A 26,919-nucleotide genomic window follows, 5' to 3' on the forward strand; every position below is an offset into this window, starting at 1 on the left:
TCTTGCACTCTTGCTATTGTTGTTTTCCCGCCGGCCACGAGGTGTAGCCGACGAATTCGTTATGTAGAGCGGCAGTCGCTTCCAAGCGTTTTTCAACATCCGGCCCGAGCTTCTTGCAGACCTCGTTGACCATCAGGTGCACCCACGACAGCATTGTCGCGGTGGATTCCCAGAACAGGTTGAATTCGGTGGGGATGCGGAACACCTCGTCGGCGTTGGCATCGGCCCAGTCACAGAAGGTGTCGGTCACCAGGGTGACCGCAATGCCGGCCTCGCGCGCTTTCTGGCACAGCTGGAGGGCGTGGCGGGAATAACGACGCGCCTCGAACACCACCAGGGCGCTGTCTTCGGCGCGGCCCAACAGCACCTCACCGAAGTGCCCGGCGCTGAGGTCGACCAGTTGTACGCCATCGCGCAGGTACTGCAGCAGGTGGCTCATGCACATGGCGACGCCGCGCTCGGTCTGAAAGCCGGCGATGAACACCCGTGGTTTGCTCGCCAGGCGCTGTGCCACGCGGTGCCAGGGCTCGCTCTGGCGGTACTCGTGCACACGCACCAGGGCGGCTATTTCCAGCTCCAGGCTGCCGGCGTTGTCGCTGGCATCATGGTTCTGGCGGTAGTCTTGCAAGCGGTCACCGACCAGCCACGGGCCATCGCCCAGGTCGTTCTGCAGGTCTTGCTTGAGCGCCTTGAGGTGGGCATAACCTAACGAGCGGCAGAAACGGCCAACACTGGATTCGCTGACACCCAGCTTGGCAGCGATGCTGGCCGAGGTCTGAAAGGGCAGTTCGTGCAGGTTGGCAAGCATGTAGCTGGCGATCGTGCGGCCTGAGGCGGCAGCCCCTTGCAGGCTGTTTTCCAGGCGTTGCTTGATCGGTTGGCTCATGCTGTTTCTCCGGGGGTGAGGCTTGCGATAGAAAATGAATGTTTTCTGTCATCAAGTCAATATTTGACAGATAGCTGTCACATGCAGGAAAGTTTTTGTCGTTGCAACGCTGTAGCCACTCTAATTCCAACAAGGAGCTTCAGATGTCCGCACCTTCCACTGGCACTGCCGTGCGTGTGCCTTTTACCGAGCTGCAGAACCTGTTGCAGGCGATCCTCCAGCGTCATGGCTGCAGCGAAACCGTGGCCCAGGTGCTGGCCCACAACTGCGCCAGCGCCCAGCGCGATGGCGCTCACAGCCATGGCGTGTTCCGTATTCCGGGCTATGTCTCGACTTTGGCCAGTGGCTGGGTCGATGGCCAGGCCAGGCCGAAGGTCAGCGATGTGGCGGCTGGCTATGTGAGTGTCGATGCAGCGGGCGGATTTGCTCAGCCGGCGCTGGCGGCGGCCCGTGAGCTGTTGGTGGCCAAGGCACGCAACGCCGGCATCGCAGTGCTGGCGATTCACAACTCGCACCACTTCGCGGCCCTGTGGCCGGATGTAGAGCCGTTCGCCGAAGAGGGCCTGGTGGCCCTGAGTGTGGTCAACAGCATGACCTGCGTGGTGCCGCATGGCGCACGCAAACCGCTGTTTGGCACCAACCCCATCGCCTTTGCCGCGCCGTGTGCCGAACATGACCCGATCGTCTTCGACATGGCCACCAGCGCCATGGCCCATGGCGATGTGCAGATCGCTGCACGGGCCGGCCAGCAGTTACCTGAGGGCATGGGCGTAGATGCCAACGGCCAGCCGACCACCGACCCCAAGGCCATTCTCGAAGGCGGCGCCTTGCTGCCGTTTGGCGGGCACAAGGGGTCGGCGTTGTCGATGATGGTCGAGCTGCTGGCGGCGGCGCTGACGGGCGGCCATTTCTCCTGGGAGTTCGACTGGTCCTCGCACCCTGGAGCCAAGACGCCCTGGACCGGGCAGTTGATCATCGTCATCGACCCGAGCAAGGCCGAAGGCGAGCGTTTTGCCCAGCGCAGCCGCGAGCTGGTGGAGCAGATGCAGGCCGTGGGCCTGACGCGGATGCCCGGGGAGCGGCGTTACCGCGAGCGCGAGGTGGCCGAGGAAGAGGGCGTGGCATTGACCGAGCAGGAACTGCAGTGCCTCAAGGCATTAGTTGCCTGAACCGGCCTCTTCGCGGGTAAACCCGCTCCCACAGGTTCTGCGTTGTGTGAGCGGGTTTGCCCGCGAAAGGGCCGTTACAGGCAGCACGAATCTAGGGCTGTGCAATCTTGCATAGACAACCTGCACAATCGGTGATGTTCCTCCACCGCGACTCCGGGTATCCTCAGGGCAGCCATTCCGAACTGTCCTGATCCAAGGAGCTGCACGCTGTGTTCAAACATGTCGATGCCTATGCCGGCGACCCGATCCTCTCGCTGATGGAAACCTTCAAGGCCGATCCCCGCGCCGACAAGGTCAACCTGAGTATCGGCCTGTACTACGATGAAGCCGGCGTGGTGCCACAACTGGCGGCGGTGGATGCCGTCGAAAAACGCATCGCAGGCGTTGCTCACGAAGCGTCGCTGTACCTGCCGATGGAAGGCCTGGCCAGCTACCGCCAAGCCATCCAGGCACTGCTGTTCGGTGCCGATCACCCGGCCGTGACCGGCGGCCGCGTGGCCACCGTGCAGACCGTGGGTGGTTCTGGCGCACTGAAAGTGGGGGCCGACTTCCTCAAGCGCTACTTCCCGCAGTCCGAAGTCTGGGTCAGCAACCCGACTTGGGACAACCACCGCGCCATCTTCGAAGGTGCCGGGTTCAAGGTGAATACCTACCCGTACTTCGACCAGGTCAGCCGTGGCGTCGACTTCGACGGCATGTTGGCAACCCTGCAGACCCTGCCGGCCAACAGCGTCGTGCTGCTGCACCCGTGCTGCCACAACCCGACCGGCGCCGACCTGGACCAGAACCAGTGGCAGCAGGTGGTGGAAGTGGTCAAGGCGCGTCAGTTGATCCCGTTCCTCGACATCGCCTACCAAGGCTTCGGCGAAGGCCTGGTGGAAGACGCCTACGCCATCCGTGAAATGGCCCGTGCCGGCGTACCGTGCCTGGTCAGCAACTCGTTCTCGAAGATCTTCTCGCTGTACGGCGAGCGGGTTGGGGGCCTGTCGGTGGTCTGCGACGATGACGCCACCGCGCAGAGCGTGCTCGGCCAGCTCAAGGCTACCGTGCGCCGCAACTACTCCAGCCCACCCAACTTCGGTGCCCAACTGGTCGCCGGCGTACTGGGCGATGCCGCGCTCAATGCCCAATGGGCGGCAGAAGTCGAAGTGATGCGTAAACGCATCCTGGACATGCGTCAGGCGTTGGTCGATGCGCTGGCCACGCTGCTGCCAGGCCAGGACTTCCAGTTCTTCCTGCGTCAACGCGGCATGTTCAGCTACACCGGTTTCAGCGTCGAGCAGGTGCGTCGCCTGCGTGACGAGTTCGGCGTTTACCTGATCGACAGCGGCCGGGTATGCATGTCCGGCCTGCGTCCGGCCAACCTGCAACGGGTTGCCGAGGCGTTCGCCGCCGTTCAGAAGTGATGTGATAGGGGCCGCTTCGCACAACACCTGTAGGAGCGGCCTTGCGCCGCGAATGGGGCGCGAAGCGGCCCCCGGTTTCACCCAGTTGTCATGACAAGTGCAACCGTCCCTCGGACGGGGCTTCGCAACCGCCCACTTTCAGTGCACAATCGCGCCCCTCTTTTTTGGTTGGGGAGCGCGAAGCGTCTGGTTCGCCATTCCCAGCCCTGTTGCAGTCTTGCGAGTGGAGCTACACCCGGAATGAATGAGCAGGCCCCAAGCGTCGAACGGCGCTATGAAGAATCGACCCCGGCAGCCTTGGGCAGCTGGGCACGTCAAGACACCACCTGGATGCTGGGCCTGTTCGGCACCGCCATCGGCGCAGGTACTTTATTCCTGCCCATCAATGCTGGCCTCGGTGGCTTCTGGCCGCTGATCATCCTGGCCGTGCTGGCCTTCCCGATGACTTACTTCGCCCACCGTGGCCTGACCCGTTTCGTCCTCTCCGGGCGCAAGGGCGGGGACATCACCGAAGTGGTCGAGGAGCATTTCGGCATTACCGCCGGTGCATTGATCACCGTGCTGTACTTCTTCGCCATCTTCCCGATCCTGCTTATCTATAGCGTGGCGCTGACCAACACCGTCACCAGCTTCATGGAGCACCAGCTGCACATGACGCCGCCGCCGCGGGCGATTCTGTCGTTCGTGCTGATCCTGGGCCTGCTGGCCATTGTGCGCTGCGGTGAGCAGGCCACGGTCAAGGTCATGAGCCTGCTGGTCTACCCGTTCATCGTGGCCCTGGCGCTGCTGGGCCTGTACCTGGTACCGCACTGGACCGGTGGTATTCTCGACAGCGCCACCCAGTTGCCGTCGGGCTCGGCCTTCCTGCACACCGTGTGGCTGGCGATTCCGGTGATGGTGTTCTCGTTCAACCACTCGCCGATCATCTCGGCGTTCGCGGTCGACCAGAAGCGCCGTTACGGCGAGCATGCCGATGAGCGCAGCGGCCAGATCCTCGCCCGCGCCCACCTGCTGATGGTGGCCATGGTGCTGTTCTTCGTCTTCAGCTGCGTGCTGACCCTCAGCAGCGCCCAGCTGGCTGAAGCCAAGGCACAGAACCTGTCGATCCTGTCGTACCTGGCCAACCACTTCAGCAACCCGACCATCGAGTTTGCCGCACCGCTGATTGCCTTCATTGCTATCGCCAAGTCGTTCCTGGGCCACTACATCGGTGCCAGTGAAGGCCTGAAAGGCATTATTGCCAAGACCGGCGCGCGCCCGGGCGCCAAAGCCCTGGACCGCGTGGTCGCGGCGCTGATGCTGGTGGTGTGCTGGATCGTCGCCACGCTCAACCCAAGCATTCTGGGCATGATCGAATCGCTGGGCGGCCCGATCATCGCGGTGCTGCTGTTCCTGATGCCGATGTACGCCATTCGCCGCGTGCCATCGATGCGCAAGTACAGTGGGGCGATGTCCAACGTGTTCGTGGTCGCGGTTGGCGTGGTTGCGCTGACGTCGGTGGTTTACGGCTTGCTGAGCTGATCCACCGCCCGTGACAATCAATGCCCAGGTCGCCTGTTGCGACCTGGGCATTTTTTTGTCCACAAGAATTGTCTGGCAATAAAACAATTTTTGCTTCACCCATAGGCACCCGGCCGCCTTCATGCTTAACTCGGTGTCCTTTTCAAACCCCGCATAAGGATTTCGTCCATGGCTCAAGTGACTCTCAAAGGCAACCCGGTTCAGGTCAAGGGCAACCTGCCGCAAGCCGGTGCTCAGGCGCCAGCCTTCTCGCTGGTGGGTGAAGGCCTGGCTGACAAGTCGCTGCAGGACTACGCCGGCAAGCGCAAGGTGCTGAACATCTTCCCGAGCGTCGACACCCCAACCTGTGCCACGTCGGTGCGCAAGTTCAATGCCCAGGCCAACGATGTAGCCAACACCGTGGTGCTGTGCATCTCCGCCGACCTGCCATTCGCCCAGGCGCGCTTCTGCGGTGCCGAAGGCCTGGAGAACGTGAAGAACCTGTCGACCCTGCGTGGCGCCGAGTTCCTCGAAAACTACGGTGTGGCCATCGCCGACGGCCCGCTGGCTGGCCTGGCTGCACGTGCAGTGGTCGTGCTGGACGAAAACGATAAAGTGCTGCACAGCGAGCTAGTCGGTGAAATCGCTGACGAGCCGAACTACGAGGCTGCGCTGGCTGTTCTGAAATAAAGGCAGGTCGGGCCGGTGGGTTTATCTGTTCCGGCCCTTTCGCGGGTAAACCCGCTCCCACAGGATGATCACTGGTCTTAGAAACCGTGGTCATCCTGTGGGAGCGGGTTTACCCGCGAAGAGGCCGGCAGAGGCAACGGAACTCCAGCCCTGCCCACCGCTCCAAGCAACACCCTGTAACGGCCCGGAACGATTTCCGGGCCGTTTTCGTTTAAAGTTCAGTGTTTTGGCAACGTCAGGCAAAGGTAAACCTCTGGTAAAGGGCCTTTGCTAAAACGATGCCAGTGCTTATCGTTCAACCCTCCCAAGTCGTCACTCCGAACAAGGTTCGTTCAACCCATGCAAGCGTCCAATTCCCGTTCCCCCCGTCGCTGGCTCGTCGGCCTGCTGATCCTGCTGCTGGTGGCCTTGCTGGCCTGGTGGCTGTGGCCCGCATCGCCTGCACATAAAGAAGCCAGCAGCGGGCGCATGGGCAAAGGCGGGCGCCCAGGTTTCGGGGCCTCCAGCGACCCGGTGCCGGTGCGTGTCGAGCCGGTTCGGGTGGGCGATTTCCCGCTGTACTACAAGGCGCTGGGCACGGTCACCGCGACCAATACCGTGAACGTGCGCAGCCGTGTGGCCGGTGAGCTGGTCAAAATCCACTTCAAGGAAGGCCAACAGGTCAAGGCTGGTGAACTGCTGGCCGAGATCGACCCACGCAGCTACCGCATCGCCTTGCAGCAGGCCGAAGGCACCCTGGCGCAGAACCAGGCACAGCTGAAAAACGCCCAGGTCGACCTGGCGCGCTATAAAGGCCTGTATGCCGAGGACAGCATCGCTAAGCAGACCCTCGACACCGCAGAAGCCCAGGTCGCGCAATTCCAAGGCCTGGTCAAAACCAACCAGGCACAGGTCAGCGATGCGCGCCTGAACCTCGATTTCACCCAGATCCGCTCGCCGATCAATGGCCGGGTAGGCCTGCGCCAGCTCGACCTGGGCAACCTGGTGGCTGCCAACGACGCTACCGCGCTGGTGGTCATCACCCAAACCGAGCCGATCAACGTCGCGTTCACCCTGCCAGAAACCGAACTGAGCACCGTGCTGGAACGCTACCGCAGCGGCGCCAGCCTGCCGGTCGAGGCGTGGGACCGCAGCGACAGCAAGCTGCAGTCCACCGGGGTACTGGGCAGTATCGACAACCAGATCGACACCACCACCGGCACCCTCAAGTTCAAGGGCCGCTTCGAGAACAAGGACCTGGCGCTGTTCCCCAACCAGTTCGTCAATGTGCGCCTGTTGGCCGACACCCTCAAACAGGTGGTGCTGGCCCCGGCCGCGGCTATCCAGTTTGGCAACGATGGCACCTTTGCCTATGTGGTCAACGCCCAGAACACCGTCAATATCCGCAAACTCAAGGTCGGCGCCAGCGATGGCGAGAACAGCGTGATCGTTGAAGGCCTGGCTGCCGGCGATCGCCTGGTGCTGGAAGGCACCGACCGCCTGCGTGAAGGCACCAAGGTAGAGGTGGTCGAAGACAGCTCGCTGGTGCCAACCACCCCGGGCCAGCACCTGCAGGGCCAGGACGCCAAGGGCTCGGCCCAAGCCGGTGAAGCAGGCAAGGCGGGCGCATGAACCTCTCGCGCCTGTTCATCCTGCGCCCGGTCGCCACCACGCTGAGTATGCTGGCCATCGTCCTGGCCGGCCTGATTGCCTACAAGCTGCTGCCGGTATCGGCGCTGCCGCAGGTCGACTACCCGACCATCCGGGTCATGACCCTGTACCCAGGGGCCAGCCCGCAAGTCATGACCAGTGCGGTCACCGCGCCGCTGGAACGCCAGTTCGGGCAGATGCCGGGGCTGACCCAGATGGCCTCGACCAGCTCCGGCGGGGCGTCGGTGCTGACGTTGCGTTTCAGCCTCGACATGAACATGGATGTTGCCGAGCAACAGGTGCAGGCCGCGATCAACGCTGCCAGCAACTTGCTGCCCAGCGACTTGCCGGCGCCACCGGTCTACAACAAGGTCAACCCGGCCGACACCCCAGTGCTGACCCTGGCCATCTCCTCCAAGACCATGCCGCTGCCCAAGCTCAACGACTTGGTCGACACCCGTGTGGCCCAGAAGCTTGCCCAGATCAGTGGCGTGGGCATGGTCAGCATCGCTGGCGGCCAGCGCCAGGCGGTACGTATCAAGGTCAACGTCGATGCATTGGCCGCCAACGGCCTCAACCTCGAGGACGTGCGGACGCTGATCGGGGCGTCCAACGTCAACCAGCCCAAGGGCAACTTCGATGGCCCGACCCGGGTGTCGATGCTCGATGCCAACGATCAACTGCGCTCTCCTGCGGAATACGCCAACCTGATCCTGTCCTATAACAACGGTGCGCCGCTGCGCCTGAAGGACGTCGCCGAGATCGTCGATGGTGCGGAAAACGAGCGCCTCGCGGCCTGGGCCAACGAAAACCAGGCGGTATTGCTGAATATCCAGCGCCAGCCGGGCGCCAACGTGATCGAGGTGGTCGACCGGATCAAGGAACTGCTCCCCTCGATCACCGATAACCTGCCTGCCGGCCTGGACGTGTCGGTACTGACCGACCGCACCCAGACCATCCGCGCCGCGGTCAAGGACGTGCAGCACGAGCTGCTGATCGCCATCGTCCTGGTGGTCATGGTCACCTTTGTGTTCCTGCGCCGCTTCAGTGCCACCATCATCCCCTCGATCGCCGTACCGCTGTCGTTGATCGGCACCTTTGGCGTGATGTACCTGGCCGGGTTCTCGGTCAATAACCTGACCCTGATGGCCCTGACCATCGCCACCGGCTTCGTGGTGGATGACGCCATCGTCATGCTGGAGAACATCTCCCGCCACATCGAAGAAGGCGAAACGCCGATGCAGGCCGCGCTCAAGGGCGCCCGGCAGATTGGCTTCACCCTCATATCGCTGACCTTCTCGCTGATCGCGGTTCTGATTCCGCTGCTGTTCATGGCCGACGTGGTCGGCCGCCTGTTCCGCGAGTTCGCCATCACCCTGGCGGTGGCGATTCTGATTTCCCTGGTCGTGTCGTTGACCCTCACGCCCATGATGTGCGCGCGGCTGCTCAAGCGTGAGCCCAAGGAAGAAGAGCAGGGCCGTTTCTACCGCGCCAGCGGCGCCTGGATTGACTGGCTCATCGAACACTACGGCCGTGGCCTGCAGTGGGTGCTCAAACACCAGCCGCTGACCCTGCTGGTGGCCGTGGCCAGCCTGGGGCTCACCGTGGTCCTGTACATCGCCGTGCCCAAGGGCTTCTTCCCGGTGCAAGACACCGGCGTCATCCAGGGTATTTCCGAGGCGCCACAGTCGACTTCGTTCGCCGCCATGAGCGAACGCCAGCAGTCGCTGAGCAAGGTGATCCTGCAGGACCCGGCGGTGCAGAGCCTGTCGTCCTACATCGGCGTGGATGGCGACAACGCCACGCTCAACAGCGGGCGCCTGCTGATCAACCTCAAGCCGCACGGCGAGCGGGATGTAACCGCTGGCGAGGTCATCAGCCGCCTGCAGCCGCAGCTCGACAAGCTGGTGGGTATCCGCCTGTTCATGCAACCGGTGCAGGACTTGAGTATCGAGGACCGGGTCAGCCGCACCCAGTACCAGTTCAGCCTGTCGTCACCTGACGCCGACCTGCTGGCGCAGTGGAGCGGCAAGCTGGTGCAGGCGCTGCAACAGCGCTCAGAGCTTGCCGATGTGGCCAGCGACCTGCAGGACAAGGGCCTGCAGGTGTACCTGGTGATCGACCGCGACATGGCCAGCCGCCTGGGCATCTCGGTTTCGCAGATCACCAACGCCTTGTACGACGCCTTTGGCCAGCGGCAGATCTCGACCATCTACACCCAGGCCAGCCAGTACCGCGTGGTGCTGCAGTCGCAAGCCGCCGCCAGCATCGGCCCGCAGGCCCTGGAGTCGATCCACGTCAAGGCCACCGATGGCGGCCAGGTGCGGCTGTCGGCGCTGGCCCGTATCGAGCAGCGCCAGGCGCAGTTGGCGATCTCGCACATCGGCCAGTTCCCGGCGGTGATGATGTCGTTCAACCTCGCCCATGGCGCGTCGCTGGGCGAGGCGGTCAAGGTGATCGAACAGGTGCAGCAGGACATCGGCATGCCGATCGGCGTGCAGACCCGCTTCCAAGGCGCTGCAGAAGCCTTCCAGGCCTCGCTGTCGAGCACCTTGCTGCTGATTCTCGCCGCGGTGGTGACCATGTACATCGTGCTGGGTGTGCTCTACGAGAGCTACATCCACCCGGTGACCATTCTCTCGACCTTGCCCTCGGCGGCGGTGGGGGCCTTGCTGGCGCTGCTCATCAGTGGCAATGACCTGGGGATGATCGCCATCATCGGCATCATCCTGCTGATCGGCATCGTCAAGAAAAACGCGATCATGATGATCGACTTTGCCCTTGAAGCCGAGCGCAACCAGGGCATGAGCCCGCAGGACGCCATCTACCAGGCCGCATTGCTGCGTTTCCGGCCGATTCTGATGACGACGTTGGCCGCGCTGTTCGGCGCCGTGCCGCTGATGCTGGCGACCGGGTCCGGTGCCGAGCTGCGCCAGCCGCTGGGCCTGGTGATGGTGGGCGGGCTGCTGGTCAGCCAGGTGCTGACACTGTTCACCACGCCGGTCATCTACCTGTACTTCGACCGCCTGGCCCGCCGCTGGCGCCCGGCCACTGATGCCAAGCAGGCTGAGGCATGAACCTGTCCGGACCGTTTATTCGTCGCCCGGTGGCGACGATGCTGCTGAGCCTGGCGATCATGTTGCTGGGCGGCGTCAGCTTCGGCCTGTTGCCGGTTGCGCCGCTGCCGCAGATGGACTTCCCGGTGATCGTGGTGCAGGCCAACCTGTCCGGCGCCAGCCCTGAGGTGATGGCCGCCACGGTGGCCACGCCTTTGGAACGCAAGCTGGGCAGTATCGCGGGCGTCACTACGCTGACCAGTAGCTCTAACCAGGGCTCGACGCGGGTGGTCATCGGCTTCGAAATGGGCCGTGACATCGACGGTGCGGCGCGTGAGGTGCAGGCGGCGATCAACGCCACTCGCAACCTGCTGCCCAGTGGCATGCGCAGCATGCCGACGTACAAGAAGATCAACCCTTCGCAGGCACCGATCATGGTGCTGTCGTTGACCTCTGACGTGCTGAAGAAGGGCCAGTTGTACGATTTGGCTGACACCATCCTGTCCCAGAGCCTGGCCCAGGTATCCGGGGTAGGGGAGGTGCAGATCGGCGGCAGTTCGCTGCCCGCCGTGCGCATCTCGGTGGAGCCGCAGTTGCTCAACCAGTACGGCCTGTCGCTGGACGAGGTGCGTACCGCCGTGTCCAACGCCAACCAGCGCCGGCCCATGGGTTTCGTCGAGGATGCCGAGCGCAGTTGGGAGGTGCGAGCGAATGACCAGTTGGAAACGGCGAAGGACTACGAGCCGGTAGTGATACGCCAGCAGAACGGCACCATCCTGCGCCTGTCCGACGTAGCCACCCTCACAGACAGCGTTGAAAACCGCTACAACAGCGGCTTCTTCAACGACCAGAGCGCGGTGTTGCTGGTGGTCAACCGGCAGACCGGCGCCAACATCATCGAGACAGTCGACCAGATCAAGTCGCAGTTGCCGGCGTTGCAGTCGTTGTTGCCAGCCAGCGTGCAGCTGAATGTGGCTATGGACCGCTCGCTGGTGATCAAGGCCACCCTCAAGGAGGCCGAGCACACGCTGCTGATCGCGGTAGGGCTGGTGATTCTGGTGGTCTACCTGTTCCTCGGCAGCCTGCGTGCCTCGTTGATCCCGAGCCTGGCAGTGCCGGTATCGCTGGTGGGCACGTTCGCGGTCATGTACTTGTGCGGTTTCTCCCTCAACAACCTGTCGCTGATGGCGCTGATCCTGGCCACGGGCCTGGTGGTGGACGACGCCATTGTGGTGCTGGAGAACATCTCCCGGCACATCGAGGACGGCCAGCCGCCGATGCGTGCGGCGTTCCTCGGTGCCAAGGAAGTGGGCTTCACGCTGCTGTCGATGAACGTTTCGTTGGTGGCGGTGTTCGTCTCCATTCTGTTCATGGGGGGTATCGTACGTAGCCTGTTCCAGGAGTTTTCCATCACCCTGGCGGCTGCAATCATTGTCTCGCTGGTGGTCTCGCTGACCCTCACGCCGATGCTCTGCGCCCGTTGGCTGAAACCGCACCAGGCCGAACAGAGCCGCCTGCAGCGCTGGAGCGACAAGGTTCATCAGCGCATGGTCAACGGCTATGACCGCAGCCTCGGCTGGGTGCTACGGCACAAGCGCCTGACCTTGCTGAGCCTGCTGGCCACCATCGGTATCAACATCGCGTTGTATGTGGTGGTGCCCAAGACGCTGATGCCGCAGCAGGACACCGGCCAATTGATTGGCTTTATCCGTGGTGACGATGGCCTGTCGTTCAGCGTGATGCAGCCGAAGATGGAAACCTACCGCCGCGCCTTGCTGGCCGACCCTGCGGTACAGAGCGTTGCTGGCTTCATCGGCGGTAACAGTGGCACCAACAATGCGATGGTGATTGTGCGCCTGAAACCGATCAGCGAGCGCAAGATGGATGCCCAGAAGGTGATCGAGCGCCTGCGCAAAGAGATGCCCAAGGTGCCCGGCGGGCGGCTGTTCCTGATGGCCGACCAGGACCTGCAGTTAGGTGGCGGTGGGCGTGACCAGACGTCGTCGCAGTACCTTTATACCTTGCAGAGTGGCGACCTGGCGGCCCTTCGCGAGTGGTTCCCGAAAGTGGTCGCGGCGGTGCGCGCATTGCCCGAACTGACCGCCATCGACGCCCGTGATGGCGCGGGTACCCCGCAGGTTACCCTGGTGGTCGACCGTGATCAGGCCAAGCGTCTGGGCATCGACATGGACATGGTGACCACGGTGCTCAACAACGCCTACAGCCAGCGGCAGATCTCGACCATCTACGACAGCCTCAACCAGTACCAGGTGGTGCTGGAGATCAACCCGAAATACGCCTGGGACCCGAGCACGCTGGAACAGGTGCAGGTGATTACCAGCGACGGTGCCCGCGTGCCGTTGTCGACCATCGCCCACTACGAAAACAGCTTGGCCAATGACCGAGTCAGCCACGAAGGCCAGTTCGCTTCCGAAGACATCGCCTTTGACGTCGCCGAAGGCTACAGCCCCGACCAGGCCATGGCTGCAGTGGAGCGGGCGGTGGCCAAGCTTGGCCTGCCCGAGGAAGTCATCGCCAAACTCGGTGGCACCGCCGACGCCTTTGCCAAGACCCAGGAGGGCCAGCCCTTCATGATTCTTGGCGCGCTGGTGCTGGTGTACCTGGTGCTGGGCATTCTGTATGAAAGCTACATTCACCCGCTGACCATTCTGTCGACCCTGCCCTCGGCCGGCGTCGGTGCCTTGCTGGCGCTCTACGTCACCGGAGGCGAGTTCAGCCTGATCTCGCTGCTGGGCCTGTTCCTGCTGATTGGCGTGGTGAAAAAGAACGCGATCCTGATGATCGACCTGGCCCTGCAGCTGGAGCGCCAACAAGGCCTGTCGCCGGAGGAATCGATCCGTCGCGCCTGCCTGCTGCGCCTGCGGCCGATCCTGATGACCACCCTGGCGGCCATCCTCGGCGCCTTGCCGTTGCTGGTGAGCCGTGCCGAGGGGGCGGAAATGCGCCAGCCTTTGGGCTTGACCATCATCGGCGGCCTGGTCTTCAGCCAGATCCTCACCCTTTATACGACGCCGGTGGTCTACCTGTACCTCGACCGCCTGCGTCACCGTTTCAACCATTGGCGCGGCGTGCGCACCGACGCCGCTCTGGAAACCCCGCTATGAATTTTGCCCAGACACCGCTTCACCGTGCCCTGCAGTCATTGACCCTGGGGCGTGGCTCGCGTCTGCTCGGCGCCAGTCTGTGCGTGGCGCTGCTCAGTGCCTGTACCCTGAGCCCGGACTACCACCGCCCCGAGCTGAGCACCCCGGCGCAGTACAAGCAGGCCGAGGGCTGGACCCAGGCCAAGCCCTCGGACGCGATCGCCCGTGGCGCCTGGTGGGAAGTCTACGGCGATGCCGGGCTCAATGCGCTGGTCGAAGAGCTTAACCGCAGCAACCAGACGGTTGCGCAGTCGGAGGCCCAGTACCGTCAGGCCCAGGCCCTGGTGCGCAGCAGCCGCGCCGCGCTGTTCCCCAGCCTGGACCTGAGCGCCAGCAAGAACCGTTCTGCTCAGGGTACTGGCAGCTCGAGTTCCAGCCTGTCGAACAACAGCAGCGGCATCCGTAACACCTACAACACCCAACTCGGCGTGAGTTGGGAAATCGACCTGTGGGGCAAGCTGCGTGAGACGTTGAACGCTAACGAAGCCAGTGCCGAAGCCAGCTTCGCCGACCTTGCCTCGATCCGCCTGAGCCAGCAGTCGGAGCTGGTGCAGAACTACCTGCAGCTGCGTGTGATCGACGAGCAGAAGCGCCTGTTGGAAGCGACCGTGGCCACCTACGAACGCTCGCTGCGCATGACTGAAAACCAATACCGTGCCGGTGTGTCTGGCCCGGATGCGGTGGCGCAGGCGCGCACGCAGCTGAAAAGCACCCAGGCGGACCTGATCGACCTGATCTGGCAGCGTGCGCAGTTCGAAAATGCCATTGCCGTGTTGCTGGGCAAGGCCCCGGCGAATTTTGCCCTGGCAGACAGCAAGACCATCCCGGCGCTGCCGCAAATTCCAGTGACGTTGCCCTCGCAGTTGCTCGAACGCCGCCCGGACATTGCCTCGGCCGAGCGCAATGTGATTGCAGCCAATGCCAATATCGGCGTATCGCGGGCCGCTTACTTCCCCGACCTGAGCCTGAGCATGAGTGGCGGGTATTCGAGCAGCAGCTTCAGCAACTGGATCGAACTGCCGAACCGTTACTGGTCGGTGGGGCCTTCGCTGGCCATGACCTTGTTCGATGCGGGCAAGCGCAGCGCCGAGGTGGACCGCACCGTGGCGGTGTACGACCAGACCGTGGCGCAGTACCGCCAGACCGTGCTGGATGGCTTCAAGGAAGTGGAGAACTTCCTGGTGCAGCTGAAGGTGTACGGCGATGAAGCGGTGGTGCGCCAGGAGGCACTGGACGCGGCGCGTGAGTCGCTGCGCCTGACTGAAAACCAGTACCGTGCAGGGCTGATCGGCTACCTGGATGTGGTGAACGTGCAGACCACCGCGCTGAGCAACGAGCGCAGTGTGCTGAACCTGCTGCAGGGACGGTTGGTGGCCAGTGTGCAACTGATTGCCGCGCTGGGCGGCGGCTGGGATGCCGAGCAGGCGTTTGCCGAACAGGAGTGATGGCCGGCCATTCATGCTTGGCTAAAAGCGCCACTTCGTGGACTTGCCCTCGATCGCTGTAGGAGCAGCCTTGTGCTGCGAAGAGGCCCTAACGGCTAATACATCGCTACCAGGCATGCGGGCCTCTTCGCAGCACAAGGCTGCGCCTACAGGTACGTATGCCCAGACGTGGCATACCAGCGCTTGGATCCATTCCCATTCGCAAAAACCCCGTGCGTTTCGCCAAAGCTTGAGTACAATCGTCAGCTTTTTCCGGGCCCCCTGGCCCGTCGCTGGAACTCCCAATGCTGACCGGTAGCTACTCCTCTTCGCTGGTGTTGATTTCGCTGTGCGTGGCGATCCTGGCGTCCTACACCGCCCTTGACCTGACCGGCCGTATTGCGACGGCCAAGGGCAGGGCTGTGCACCTGTGGATGGGGGGCGGTGGGTTGGCCATGGGGATCGGCGTGTGGTCGATGCACTTCATCGGCATGCTCGCGTTCAGCCTGCCTATCGACCTGGGCTACGACCTTGGCCTGACTGCGTTCTCGCTGTTGATTGCGGTGCTGTCGTCAGGCTTTGCCTTGTGGCTGGTAAGCCAGCCGAGCCTGCCCTGGCTGCAGCTGGGCTTTGGCGCGTTGATCATGGGCGCGGGCATCAGTTGCATGCACTACACCGGTATGGCCGCGCTGCGCATGCTGCCGGGCATCGACTATGACCCTGCGCTGTTCGGCGCCTCGCTGATGATCGCCGTGGGCGCCTCGGCAGCGGCGTTGTGGATCGCGTTCCGCTTGCGCAAGCACACCCCTTACGTCCGGCAGGTTCGTGGCCTGGCAGCAGTGATCATGGGGATGGCCATCGTCGGCATGCACTACACCGGCATGGCAGCGGCCAATTTCCCCGAGGGCAGTTTCTGTGGTGCGCTGGCCGGTGGGCTGCAAGGCGACGGGCTGGTCTACCTGGTGTTGATCACCACCCTCGCAGTGCTGGCGGTAGCTTTGTTGACCTCGGTACTGGACGCGCGCCTCGAAGCGCGCACGGCGGAACTGGCCCGTTCGCTGACCCTGGCCAACCAGGAACTGACCCAGCTGGCCCTGCACGACACGCTCACCGACCTGCCCAACCGCACCTTGTTGGCCGACCGCATCGAGCAAGCCATCGCCAAGGTGGCGGAGCAGGGCGGTTGTTTTGCGCTGATGTTCATCGACCTGGATGGCTTCAAACCGGTCAACGATGCCTTTGGTCACCACGTCGGCGACTTGCTGCTCAAGGCCGTCGCGGCGCGCCTGCGCGGCCATTTGCACAGCCAGGACACGCTGGCGCGCATTGGTGGCGACGAGTTCGTGCTGCTGGTGGAATTGCAGGAGCCCAACGATGCCATGGACGTGGCGGTCAAGCAGGTCAACCTGGTGTCGCGGCCGTTCCGCGTCGCCGAGCATGACTTGCAGCTAACGGCCAGCCTAGGGATCGTCCTGTACCCCGGTAATGGCCAGGATCAGCACGAGTTGCTGCGCAATGCCGATGCGGCGATGTACCACGCGAAAAGCGCCGGTAAAAACGGCTACAGCTTCTTCGACGTGTCGATGAACAGCAATGCCCGGCAGCAATTGCAGTTACTGCAGGACTTGCGCCAGGCCCTGGAGCAGCGCCAGTTCCGCCTGCACTACCAGCCCAAGTTCGATGCCCAGGCCTGCCAGCCGATCGGTGCCGAAGCGCTGCTGCGCTGGGAGCACCCACAGCAGGGCCTGCTGCTGCCTGACCGTTTCATCGGCCTGGCGGAAAAAACCGGCCTGATCATCCCGATTGGCGAGTGGGTGCTCGACGAAGCCTGCCGGCAGATGCGCCAGTGGCTGGACCAGGGCCACCAGGGGTGGCGTATGGCCGTCAACCTGTCGGCCATCCAGTTTTGCCATGCGGGGCTGGTCGACAGCGTGGCCCGGGCCCTGCGCGAAAACGGCCTGCCGGCCAACTGCCTGACCCTGGAGATTACCGAGACCACCGCCATGCATGATGCCGATGCCAGCCTGACGGTGTTGCAGCGCCTGTCCGACATGGGCGTGGACCTGTCCATCGATGACTTCGGCACGGGCTATTCCAGCCTTATGTACCTGAAGCGACTGCCGGCCAACGAACTGAAGATCGACCGGGGGTTTGTGCGTGACCTGGAGCAGGACAGCGATGACGCCGCGATCGTCTCGGCGATTGTCGCACTGGGCCAGGCGCTGGGCTTGCGCATCGTTGCCGAAGGGGTAGAGACGGACAAGCAGCAAGACTTCCTCACCCGCCTGGGGTGCGATTCGCTGCAGGGTTATCTGCTCGGGCAACCGGTGCCGGCCGAGCAATTCATGGGCAAATTGCAGGCCATGCGGGAGACGCCTGAGGTGGCAGTCTAGCCTGCGTCGCGCAGGGCGAAGACGGGTACGAAGGCGTCCATCTCAGCCTCGACCGCTTCAATGATGCGCTCGACATCCGCAGCGGCCATGATCGCAGCGCAGGGGATGCCGGCAATAGCCAGCAAGGTTTCTCCGGTGGCGCGATCGAACAGGCGCGCGATCATGCTGCGCGGTGCATCCATGCTGGCTTCGAAGCCGAGCGGGTGGAAATGCCAGCGCATCACCTGGCAGGCGTTCGGGAACGTCATTTTGTTCATGCCAGCCTCCTTGTCCGTACCTGGACGCGGTGAGCGGGAGGCCGCGTGCACGGCCGCCGGGAATGTAACCATAGCACCTGCCACGCCATTGCCCAGGGTGGGAATACGCCGGAATCGTTGAGGTTTGACCCAGGTCACATTGCTATTATGGCCGCCATCCACCGGCAGCTCGCCTGGCAAACGTTTTCCTTGCGGGGTGCTGCAGGTAACGGCCACATTTACCGCACAGGGTTTTCGGACGAGCGGTGCGTACTACCCCAGCAGGCCGGCCGCAATGTTGATGGTGAACCCCAGAATGGCGGTGTTGAACACAAACCCTACCACTGAATGTGCCAGCACCACCCGGCGCAACCCCCTGCCAGCGACGCCGACATCGGACGTTTGCACCGCCACACTGATAGTGAACGAGAAGTAGTGAAAGTCCCAGTAATCCGGGTTGCGCTCGCCATCGGCGAAGCGCAGCGGGGGCTCATGGTTCTGGCCGGTATAGAACAGCCGGGCATAGTGCAGGCTGAAGATGCAGCCGATCAACAGCCAGGAGCCGGCCACAGTCAACCCGGTGTACAGGTAGTGCAGGGCCAGGGCGCTGCCTTGCAGGCCGCGGCTGGAGACCAGTTGCAAGGTGATCGCGGCCAGGCTGGCGATGGCAGCGATGCAGACGGTGAGCAGGACCAGGCCGGCGTTCTCATCCTCGACCTGGGCAACTTTGCGGACCTTTTCCGGGTTGGCGCTCCAGGTAAGCCACAGGACCAGCAGCAGGTAGAGCCAGACGCCGAGGTTCCAGCCGACCAGAATGTGCTGGACCGCGTCACCGGCAGGGATCAGCCAGGCGCCGATAATGCCGACCAGGGTGGCGAACGTGAGGCGAGGGTGGGTACGTGTCAGGCGGTGAAAAGCCATGGGGCCTCGTTGCCGGGGAGTGGTGGCTAATACTCTAGACCATTGCCCGCTGCTGGCGGCTTTCATCGCGTCGCCCGTCGCGCGGCGTTGCAACTCTCAGTACACTGCACGTTCCAACACCAACATTCGTTGAACTCGAGGTTTCTGCATGACGCTCAGTCCTTTGGCAGGCAAGCCGGCTCCGGCCAGCGTGCTGGTCGATATCCCCCGACTGCTCACCGCTTACTACACCGGCCGCCCCGATGCTGGCGTGGTGGCCCAACGGGTGGCTTTCGGCACCTCAGGGCACCGCGGCACCTCGCTGGAGCTGAGTTTCAACGAGTACCACGTACTGGCCATTACCCAGGCCATCTGCCTGTACCGGCAGGAGAAAGGCATCGATGGCCCGCTGTTCATTGGCGCCGACACCCATGCGCTGTCGGCACCGGCCACGGCCAGCGCCCTGGAAGTGCTGGCGGCCAATGGCGTGCAGGTGATGCTGTCCAAAGACGACGAGTACACGCCGACCCCAGCGGTATCCCACGCCATCCTGTGCTACAACCGTGGCCGCGAGCAGGGCCTGGCCGATGGCATCGTCATCACGCCGTCGCACAACCCGCCGCAAAGCGGTGGCTTCAAGTACAACCCGCCCAATGGCGGCCCAGCCGACAGCGACGTGACCAAGTGGGTCGAGGCCAAGGCCAACGAGCTGCTGGCTGCGAACCTGGCTGGCGTCAAACGCATGGACCATGCCCAGGCACTGCAGGCTGCCACCACGCACCGCCACGACTACGTCAGCCACTACGTGGCAGACCTTGGCAATGTCATCGACTTCGACGTGATTCGCAGCGCCAACCTGCGCCTGGGCGTCGACCCGCTGGGCGGCGCCGGGGTTAACTACTGGTCGGCGATTGCCGAGCATTACAAGCTGAACCTGGAAGTGGTCAACAGCGAGGTCGACCCGACCTTCCGCTTCATGACCGTCGACTGGGACGGCCAGATCCGCATGGACCCATCCTCGCCCTACGCGATGCAGGGCCTTATCGGCCTGCGCGAGCGCTTTGACGTGGCCTTTGCCTGCGACCCGGACCACGACCGTCACGGCATCGTCACACCGGATGGCCTGCTGCAGCCGAACAACTACCTGGCCGTGGCCATCGACTACCTGTTCCGCCACCGCCCCCAATGGCGCAGCGACGCAGCCGTGGGCAAGACCGTGGTGTCCAGCGGCCTGATCGACCGCGTTACCGAGCGCCTGGGCCGTAAATTGTTCGAAGTGCCGGTGGGCTTCAAGTTCTTCGCCCAAGGCCTCTTCGACGGTTCGTTGGGCTTTGGTGGCGAGGAGAGCGCGGGGGCTTCGTTCCTGCGGCGCGATGGGTCGGTCTGGGCCACTGACAAGGACGGCTTGATCCCGGCCTTGCTGGCCGCCGAGATCACCGCACGCACCGGTCGTAACCCGAGCCAGGCTTATGCCGACCTGACCGCAGCACTGGGCAAGCCGTACGCCACCCGCGTCGAGGCCAAGGCGGATGCCCGGCAGAAGGCGTTGTTGAGCAAGCTGGCACCTGAGCAGGTCAAATCGACTGAGCTTGCTGGTGAGCCAATCGTGCAGATCCTCAGCCATGCACCGGGTAATGGCCAGGCGATTGGCGGGTTGAAAGTGATGACCGCCAACGGCTGGTTTGCCGCACGGCCGTCGGGCACCGAGGACATCTACAAGATCTACGCCGAAAGCTTTATCGACGAGGCGCACCTGCAGCGCCTGGTGCAGGAAGCGCAGGTGTTGGTGGACGCGGCGATCGCCTGATTGTACTCAAGGGGCCGCAGGGCGGCCCCGGTTCATCAAGGGGTTGGCAATGCGAACCCCTCGATCCCCCGCCCCAGCTTCAGGGCCTGCGCATGCAGCACCTGCATCAGGTGCAGCGCCGAGTGCGAAGGTGGTTCGAAGCGTGAATAGACGAAACTGATGTCGAAGTGGATTTCGTCGGCCAGGGGGACCACCGTCAAGCCGCTGTCCTGCGCCACGAACTCGTCGATCAGGGTAATGCCCATGCCTTGCTTGACCAAGGCCACCGCTTCGTTGGCATTGGTGAACGACAACAGCGACTCCAACTGCAGCCCGCGCTGGTGGATGTGTTCGGCCAGCAATTTGCCGAACGGCATGTCGGGCCTGAACAGCAGCAGGGCATGGCCTTGCAGTTGCTCCAGCGCCAGTGACGGATGCCGCGCCAAGGCATGCTCCGGCGGCATCACCACCACCATGCGCCCGCGCATGAACGCGCGTGAATGCAGGTGATCGTGGATCACCGGCAAGGCGGCAATCGACAGGTCGACCTTCTTCGACAGGATCTGGTTCGGCATTTCACCCATCAACGAGGTCTGCCACTCGATGTTCAGCGAGGGTGACTCACGCTTGAGTTGGGCCAGCGCAATCGGGATGACCACGGTCGACAGCGAGGCGCTGCACGAGATGCGCAGGTTACGGTGGCCGCCATTGCCCAGTGACAACGCACATTCATTGACCTCCAGCGCAGCCTGATACACCCGCTCGACTTCGCGGTACAGAATCTGCGCTTCGTGGGTCGGCACCAGGCGGTTGTTGATGCGCTCGAACAAGCGGTACGCCAGCCGCCCCTCGATGTACTGGATCAATTTGCTCACGGCCGGCTGCGACACGTAGAGCATCTTCGCCGCCGCGCTGATCGAGCCCGTCAACATCACCGCACGAAACACTTCCATGTGCCGCAGTTTGAACACCAGGTTGCGGGCTTCCGGGCCGTCATGGTCGAGGGGCATAAGCATTACCTTTGGTTATGGTCTTCGCCATCTGGGTATGAGCGCAGACGCCGGGCACGCAGTATCTTGAAGCCAGCCGAGTCGCCTTCGCGGCGCACAATAACAAGATCTGCAGGCAAGCGCAGCGGCGCTTGACGGGAGTGTTGCGTGAACATCTTCGATGAACCCAAGATCGATTGCCATAACCATTTGTTTGACCCCGCGCGCTTTCCCTACCACCCCGACGCGCCTTACGCCCCGTCCGGGCAGGAGGTCGCCACCCTCGAGCAATTCAACCGGGTGATGGACGCCTATGGCGTGCAGCATGCCTTGCTGGTGGGGCCGAACAGTGGCTACCACACCGACAATAGCTGCCTGCTGAGCGCGCTCGCCAGTGGGCAGGGGCGCTTCAAGGGGGTGGCGGTGGTTAGCCCTGACATCACCCTGGATGCGCTGGCTACGTTGCAGGCGCAAGGGGTGGTCGGGGTGGCCTTCAACCCGGCGTTGTACGGTGTGGCGAGCCTGGATGCAGCCGACGGGTTGTTCGGCAAGCTCGCCGAGCTCGACCTGTTTGCGCAGATTCAGGTGTGCGAAGACCAGTTGCTGGCGCTGCGCGGGCTGCTTGAGCGCACGTCGGCGCGCGTGTTAATCGACCATTGCGGCCGCCCGGAGGTGAGCGCCGGTATTCACCAACCGGGTTTCCAGGCCTTGCTGCGGTTGGCCGCAAGCGGCCGGGCCAGCGTCAAGCTGTCCGGCATGCAGAAGTTCGCCTCGGCCGATGCGCTGCAGGCGCAGAGCAGTGCCTACGTTCATGCCCTGCTCGAAGCGTTTGGCCCACAGGCCTGCGTGTGGGGCTCCGATTGGCCGTTCATTCGCCAGCGCTCGCGGGTGGACTACGGGCCGCTGCTGAAACTGGCCGAGCAACTGATGCCAGATGCGCAACTGCGCCGCACCGTCATGTGGGACACGCCGCGACGTCTGTTCGGGTTTGCCTAGCGCACCGCCCTTTGCCATTCCAATAACAAGAGAGCAACCGTCATGAACACTGAACAGAACCTCGGCGTGGGGGCGTTCGACACGCCTGCACGCCTGCAACAACGCACCCGCACCCGCTTCATGATCCTGGCGCTGATCTCCGGCGGCACGATGATCAACTACCTTGACCGCAGCGTGATGGGCATTGCGGCGCCTAGCATCAGTGCCGACCTGGGCCTTAACGCCGCGATGATGGGGGTGATCTTCTCGGCGTTTTCCTGGACCTACGCGGCGGCCCAGATCCCCGGCGGGATCCTCATCGACCGGCTGGGCACCAAGTTCACGTACTGGCTGGCCTTGACGCTGTGGTCGCTGTTCACCGGCCTGCAGGGGTTGGCCCAGGGCTTTCTGTCGCTGTTGGGCATGCGTTTTCTGGTGGGGGTGACCGAAGCGCCTTGCTTCCCCACCAACAGCCGCGTGGTGGCGACCTGGTTCCCACAGAGTGAGCGGGCCAGGGCGACTGGCATCTACACCTTTGCCGAATACACGGGGCTGGCGTTTCTTACGCCGCTGCTGTTCTGGGTACTGCACGCCTATGGCTGGCGTTTTCTGCTGATGGCGGTCGGGCTGATGGGCATCCTTTATGGCCTGGTCTGGTGGCGCAAGTACCATGAACCGCACCAGTCCACCACGGCGAACAAGGCCGAACTCGACTACATCGCAGCTGGTGGTGGCGTGGTCGACGGTGGCCAGAAAGCCACGGTATTCCGCTGGTCGCAGATCCCGGCTCTGCTCAAGCACCGCAACATGCTGGGCATCTGCCTGGGGCAGTTTGCCTGTAACTCGACCAACGTGTTCTTCCTGACCTGGTTCCCGACCTACCTGGTCACCGAGCGGCACATGCCGTGGCTGAAGGTTGGCTGGGTCGCGGTGCTGCCGTTCATCGCCGCCTCGCTGGGCACCCTGGTCGGTGGCTGGTTGTCCGATGCCTTGCTGCGCCGCGGCTACTCCCTGAACGTGGCGCGCAAGCTGCCGGTGATTGCCGGCCTGCTCACCGCGTCGGTGATCGTGCTGGCCAACTATGTCGAGTCCGACGCGCTGGTAATCGCCATTCTCTGCATCGCCTACTTCGCCCAAGGCATGTCGGCGCTGGCCTGGATGATCGTTTCCGACATCGCGCCAAAGGGCCTGCTGGGCTTGAGCGGTGGCCTGTTCAACCTGTTCGCCAACGCGGCGGGCATCGTCACCCCGTTGACCATCGGCATCATCGTTTCGATGACCGGGTCGTTCGTCTGGGCCTTGGCCTTCGTGTCGTCGATCACCGTCCTCGGTGCCCTGTGTTACCTGTTCATGGTGAGCGACCTGCGTCGTCTGCCAGACATCCCTAACCTCGAAAATGGAGCAAAGCAATGAGCCAATACCTGCAAGGGCAGACTGCAATCGTCACCGGCGGCATGCGCGGCATCGGCCTGGGGATTGCACAGCGGCTGCACGCCGCAGGTGCCCACGTGGTGATCTGGGACCTGGCGGTCGATGGCTGGAACACAGCCGAAAACGGCTTCGAGCCGGTGCTTCGCCAGTCTGTCGATGTTTCATCGCTGGCGTCGGTGGAAGCGGCATTTGCCGACGTGCTTGCACACGTCGGGCAGGTCGAGATCCTGGTCAACAACGCCGGTATCAATGGCCCGGTGGTACCCGCCTGGGAATACCCGCCAGCGGCCTGGGACAAGGTCATCACCATTGACCTGAACGGGGTGTTCTATTGCTGCCGCACCGCCATCCCGCACATGCGCGAGCGCGGCTACGGACGCATCGTCAACGTCGCCTCGATGGCGGGCAAGGATGGCGTGCAGTACATCTCGGCGTACTCGGCGGCCAAAGCAGGCGTGATCGCCTTCACCAAGGCCGCAGCCAAGGAGCTGGCGCAGGATGGCGTGCTGCTCAACTGCGTGGCGCCGGCGATGGTAGAAACGCCGCTGATGGCCGAAATGACCCCGGAGCACATCGCAGCGAGCAAGGCCAAGATCCCCATGGGGCGCTTCCTGAAGGTCGAGGAAATCGCCAACATGGTGAGCTGGATCGCCGGGCCAGAGTGCAGTTTCACCACCGGCTTCGTGTTCGACCTCAGTGGCGGGAGGGCGACCTATTGAGGAGCCTGGGCGTCGCTCACCTGACGGCACTGGACCTGGCGCCAGCCGTGCTGGTGCGCGAGGCGAGCCGTGCCGGCTTCAGCGCGGTGGGGCTGCGCCTGCATCCGGTGATGCCGGGTGCGCTGGCCTACCCGGTAACGGCGGGCAGCCTGGCGCTACGTGAGCTCAAGGCGGCGATGGCGGGTGAGGGCGTACGGGTCGCTGATATCGAGTTCGTGTCATTGACGCCCGAGGTGGTGGTCGCCGATTACGAGCCTTTGCTGGCGGCAGGTGCGGAGCTGGGGGCGGTAAGCCTGACGGTGTCGGGCGATGATGCCGATGTCGCGCGGCTGACCGGGCATTTCGCGGCCTTGTGCGAGCTGGCAGGGGGTTATGGCGTGCGCGTGGACCTTGAATTCATGCGCTGGCGGCCGGTGGCGAACGTGCACCAGGCCTCTACCGTGGTGGCAGGGGCGGGGCAGGACAACAGCAGCGTGCTGGTCGATGCCCTGCACCTGTTTCGCGCTGGCGCAGCCGTAGCGGACCTTGCCGGAATCGACCCGCGTTACTTGCGCGCCGTGCAGTTGTGCGATGCCCCACTGCAGGCTCCACCCGACAGCGGCATCATCCACGAAGCGCGTGAGGGCAGGCAGTTGCCTGGCCACGGGCAACTGCCGTTGGCACAGTTGCTCGCAGCCTTGCCCCGCGACGTCAGCCTCAGCGTCGAGGTGCCGTCTGCCCATTTGCACGGGGCAGAGCGGCTAAGGGCAGCTGCGCGAGTCACGCAGGCCTGGCTGAGCGGGGTGCCGGCAGGTCAGGCCTGATCCGGCACCACGGCGATTACATCGATTTCCATCAACCACTCGGCCTGGGCCAGGCCCGCCACCACCAGCCCGGTGGAGATCGGGAACACGCCTTTGAGCCATTTGCCGACTTCCTTGTACACCGGCTCGCGGAAGCGCGGGTCGGTGATGTAGGTGGTGGTCTTGACGATGTGCGACAGGTCCGAGCCGGCCTCTTCAAGCAGTTGCTTGACGTTTTTCATCGCTTGTTCGGCTTGTGCCCGAGGGTCACCCAGGCCTACCAGGCGCCCTTCGAAGTCAGTGCCCACCTGGCCGCGTACGTAGATGGTGTTGCCGGCGCGCACCGCCTGGCACAGGTCGTTGTCCAGGGTCTGGTTAGGGTAGGTGACCTTGGTGTTGAACATGCGGATACGGGTATGGGTTGGCATCAGTGGGCTCCAAGGGTGCTGACGTTGCTGATTGTGGGTTGTTGCTGCTCATCCGCGGTACGTTGCTCGCTGTCGCGGTAGGCCAGGTAGGTCCGTTGCGTGGCGATGTGCCCGGCGACGTGCTTGGCGTCGTGCCACACGCCCCAGATGAACGACGAGCCGCGGCGTGACAGCCAGGGCAGGCCGAGGAAGTACACACCGGGTTCGCGGGCAACACCGCGTTGGTGTTGTGGCTTGCCGTTGGCGTCGAAGGTGTCGACCTGCAACCAGCTGAAGTCCACGCCGTAGCCGGTGGCCCAGATGATGGTGCTGACGCCGGCCTGGGCCAGGTCGAGTGTGTGCAGCGGGTTGCTCAGGCACTCAGGGTCGGGCAGTTGCTTGCGCGCCTCCGGCTCTTCAGGCAGGTCCAGGCCATTGCGTTCGATGTAGGCGTCGGCGGCATCGAGCAGGGCCAGGTAGTTTTCGTCGCCGCGGCGGATGTTGTCTGCCAGGTTGTCCTGGAAGGTGGCAATGCCATCGGCGAACGATTGGGTCAGGCCGACCAGGGTCATGCCTTGGTGGGCGAGGGCGCGGAAGTCCACGGTGTGGCCGCCGCGTGCGCCGCTGACAGCAATGGTCACGTGCTCGCGGCCAGGCTTGGCGATTTCTGCGTCCCACTCGCCCAGCACACCCAGCCACCAGCAGAAGTCGCGGTTGCGGTAGGCACGCGGCGGGCGGTCATGGGCACCGACCGACAGGTACACCTGGCGCCCCGCGCGCATCAGTTCTTCGGCAATCTGCACGCCCGAAGAACCGGCGCCCACCACCAGCACGGCGCCGGCGGGCAGCTGCTCGGGGTTGTAGTAGGCGGCGGAGTGGATCTGGTGCAGGCGCTCGTCCTTTGGCGCGATGGCAGGGATCACCGGGCGCTGGAACGGGCCAGTGGCGGCAACCACGCGGTTGGCGCGGATCACGCCCTCGTTGGTTTCGATGGTGAAGCCTGGGCGATCGCTGTTGCGCACCACCTTCTTCACCTCGATGCCGGTGCGCACCGGCAGGTTGTACTTGCGCACGTACTGCTCGAAGTAGTCGGCAACCTGGTCCTTGCCGGCGAAGGCATCGGCGTCGAGGTTGAATTCCAGGCCAGGGAAGCGGTCGTGCCAGACCGGGCCGTTGGCGACCAGCGAGTCCCAGCGGCCCGTACGCCAGGCTTCGGCGATACGCTTGCGCTCCAGCACCAGGTGCGGCACGCCGAGCTTGTTCAGGTGTTCGCTCATGGCCACGCCGGCTTGGCCGGCGCCGACGACGAGGGTGTCGATTTCGAGGTTGTTCAAAGTCATGTCCGAGCCCTTTATCAGGCGGTTTTTGTCAGGTCGG

At 63.7% G+C, this 26,919-nt stretch carries 20 protein-coding genes; 14 read left to right on the plus strand and 6 right to left on the minus strand.

Translation table 11 applies throughout. The annotated features are described in order from the left end of the window. Positions 1-13: 13 nt before the first annotated feature. Positions 14-886, minus strand: a complete 873-nt coding sequence (locus MFF34_RS10550; RefSeq protein ID WP_027593599.1) for a MurR/RpiR family transcriptional regulator — start codon at positions 884-886, stop codon at positions 14-16. A gap of 143 nt (positions 887-1,029) precedes the next feature. Here MFF34_RS10550 and MFF34_RS10555 point away from each other — a divergent pair, with 143 nt between their 5' ends. From MFF34_RS10555 to MFF34_RS10595, 9 genes are all read left to right on the plus strand, one after another. Next, a complete protein-coding gene (locus MFF34_RS10555; RefSeq protein WP_238213193.1) occupies positions 1,030-2,055 on the plus strand; it encodes an Ldh family oxidoreductase in 1,026 nt (341 codons plus the stop codon). A gap of 209 nt (positions 2,056-2,264) precedes the next feature. Next, positions 2,265-3,461 (plus strand): amino acid aminotransferase, encoded by a 1,197-nt coding sequence (locus MFF34_RS10560; RefSeq protein ID WP_099429096.1) that lies wholly within the window; start codon positions 2,265-2,267, stop codon positions 3,459-3,461. A 240-nt stretch (positions 3,462-3,701) separates the two neighbouring features. Then, a complete protein-coding gene (locus MFF34_RS10565) occupies positions 3,702-4,982 on the plus strand; it encodes a serine/threonine transporter (protein WP_027593596.1) in 1,281 nt (426 codons plus the stop codon). A 168-nt stretch (positions 4,983-5,150) separates the two neighbouring features. Next, a complete protein-coding gene (gene tpx, locus MFF34_RS10570; protein WP_238213210.1) occupies positions 5,151-5,651 on the plus strand; it encodes a thiol peroxidase in 501 nt (166 codons plus the stop codon). Between the two features lie 339 nt (positions 5,652-5,990). After that, positions 5,991-7,262: an MdtA/MuxA family multidrug efflux RND transporter periplasmic adaptor subunit gene (locus MFF34_RS10575; protein WP_238213212.1), complete on the plus strand. Its 1,272-nt coding sequence runs from the start codon at positions 5,991-5,993 to the stop codon at positions 7,260-7,262. Then, positions 7,259-10,357, plus strand: a complete 3,099-nt coding sequence (locus MFF34_RS10580; RefSeq protein WP_238213214.1) for an MdtB/MuxB family multidrug efflux RND transporter permease subunit — start codon at positions 7,259-7,261, stop codon at positions 10,355-10,357. Before MFF34_RS10575 ends, MFF34_RS10580 begins: the two co-directional genes overlap by 4 nt. Beyond that, entirely contained in the window at positions 10,354-13,461 is a 3,108-nt protein-coding gene (locus tag MFF34_RS10585; protein ID WP_027593592.1) for an efflux RND transporter permease subunit, read from the plus strand. The genes MFF34_RS10580 and MFF34_RS10585 overlap by 4 nt, the downstream gene beginning before the upstream one ends. Beyond that, complete coding sequence (locus MFF34_RS10590; RefSeq protein WP_238213216.1) at positions 13,458-14,945, plus strand: efflux transporter outer membrane subunit; 1,488 nt, start codon at positions 13,458-13,460, stop codon at positions 14,943-14,945. The genes MFF34_RS10585 and MFF34_RS10590 overlap by 4 nt, the downstream gene beginning before the upstream one ends. A gap of 284 nt (positions 14,946-15,229) precedes the next feature. After that, positions 15,230-17,317, plus strand: a complete 2,088-nt coding sequence (locus tag MFF34_RS10595; RefSeq protein ID WP_238213218.1) for a bifunctional diguanylate cyclase/phosphodiesterase — start codon at positions 15,230-15,232, stop codon at positions 17,315-17,317. Here MFF34_RS10595 and MFF34_RS10600 read toward each other — a convergent pair. Both MFF34_RS10600 and MFF34_RS10605 read right to left on the minus strand, forming a co-directional pair. Next, a complete protein-coding gene (locus MFF34_RS10600) occupies positions 17,314-17,574 on the minus strand; it encodes a DUF1652 domain-containing protein (RefSeq protein ID WP_027593589.1) in 261 nt (86 codons plus the stop codon). The genes MFF34_RS10595 and MFF34_RS10600 overlap by 4 nt on opposite strands. Before the next feature lie 252 nt (positions 17,575-17,826). After that, complete coding sequence (locus MFF34_RS10605; protein WP_238213220.1) at positions 17,827-18,474, minus strand: DUF1345 domain-containing protein; 648 nt, start codon at positions 18,472-18,474, stop codon at positions 17,827-17,829. 148 nt (positions 18,475-18,622) lie between these two features. Here MFF34_RS10605 and pgm point away from each other — a divergent pair, with 148 nt between their 5' ends. Further along, positions 18,623-20,260 carry a phosphoglucomutase (alpha-D-glucose-1,6-bisphosphate-dependent) gene (gene pgm, locus MFF34_RS10610; protein WP_238213222.1) on the plus strand — a complete coding sequence of 546 codons (1,638 nt, stop codon included), beginning with the start codon at positions 18,623-18,625 and terminating at the stop codon, positions 20,258-20,260. A gap of 35 nt (positions 20,261-20,295) precedes the next feature. Here pgm and MFF34_RS10615 read toward each other — a convergent pair whose 3' ends face one another. Further along, positions 20,296-21,249 carry a LysR family transcriptional regulator gene (locus MFF34_RS10615; protein WP_238213224.1) on the minus strand — a complete coding sequence of 318 codons (954 nt, stop codon included), beginning with the start codon at positions 21,247-21,249 and terminating at the stop codon, positions 20,296-20,298. A gap of 147 nt (positions 21,250-21,396) precedes the next feature. Here MFF34_RS10615 and MFF34_RS10620 point away from each other — a divergent pair, with 147 nt between their 5' ends. Genes MFF34_RS10620 through MFF34_RS10635 form a run of 4 tightly spaced genes read left to right on the plus strand, consistent with a single transcriptional unit; the run spans position 21,397 to position 25,156 of the window. Then, positions 21,397-22,224: an amidohydrolase gene (locus MFF34_RS10620; protein ID WP_238213231.1), complete on the plus strand. Its 828-nt coding sequence runs from the start codon at positions 21,397-21,399 to the stop codon at positions 22,222-22,224. 42 nt (positions 22,225-22,266) lie between these two features. After that, entirely contained in the window at positions 22,267-23,616 is a 1,350-nt protein-coding gene (locus MFF34_RS10625; RefSeq protein WP_085274278.1) for an MFS transporter, read from the plus strand. Continuing rightward, a complete protein-coding gene (locus MFF34_RS10630; protein ID WP_238213233.1) occupies positions 23,613-24,353 on the plus strand; it encodes an SDR family NAD(P)-dependent oxidoreductase in 741 nt (246 codons plus the stop codon). The genes MFF34_RS10625 and MFF34_RS10630 overlap by 4 nt, the downstream gene beginning before the upstream one ends. Next, positions 24,350-25,156 (plus strand): sugar phosphate isomerase/epimerase, encoded by an 807-nt coding sequence (locus MFF34_RS10635; protein WP_238213235.1) that lies wholly within the window; start codon positions 24,350-24,352, stop codon positions 25,154-25,156. Before MFF34_RS10630 ends, MFF34_RS10635 begins: the two co-directional genes overlap by 4 nt. Here the strand turns inward: MFF34_RS10635 and MFF34_RS10640 are convergent. Both MFF34_RS10640 and MFF34_RS10645 read right to left on the minus strand, forming a co-directional pair. Next, complete coding sequence (locus MFF34_RS10640; protein WP_027593581.1) at positions 25,147-25,563, minus strand: RidA family protein; 417 nt, start codon at positions 25,561-25,563, stop codon at positions 25,147-25,149. The genes MFF34_RS10635 and MFF34_RS10640 overlap by 10 nt on opposite strands. Next, entirely contained in the window at positions 25,563-26,882 is a 1,320-nt protein-coding gene (locus MFF34_RS10645) for an NAD(P)/FAD-dependent oxidoreductase (protein WP_099429102.1), read from the minus strand. Before MFF34_RS10645 ends, MFF34_RS10640 begins: the two co-directional genes overlap by 1 nt. Positions 26,883-26,919 lie beyond the last annotated feature (37 nt).

It is taken from the genome of Pseudomonas sp. PAGU 2196 (assembly GCF_022179005.1).
Lineage (GTDB): Bacteria > Pseudomonadota > Gammaproteobacteria > Pseudomonadales > Pseudomonadaceae > Aquipseudomonas > Aquipseudomonas kermanshahensis.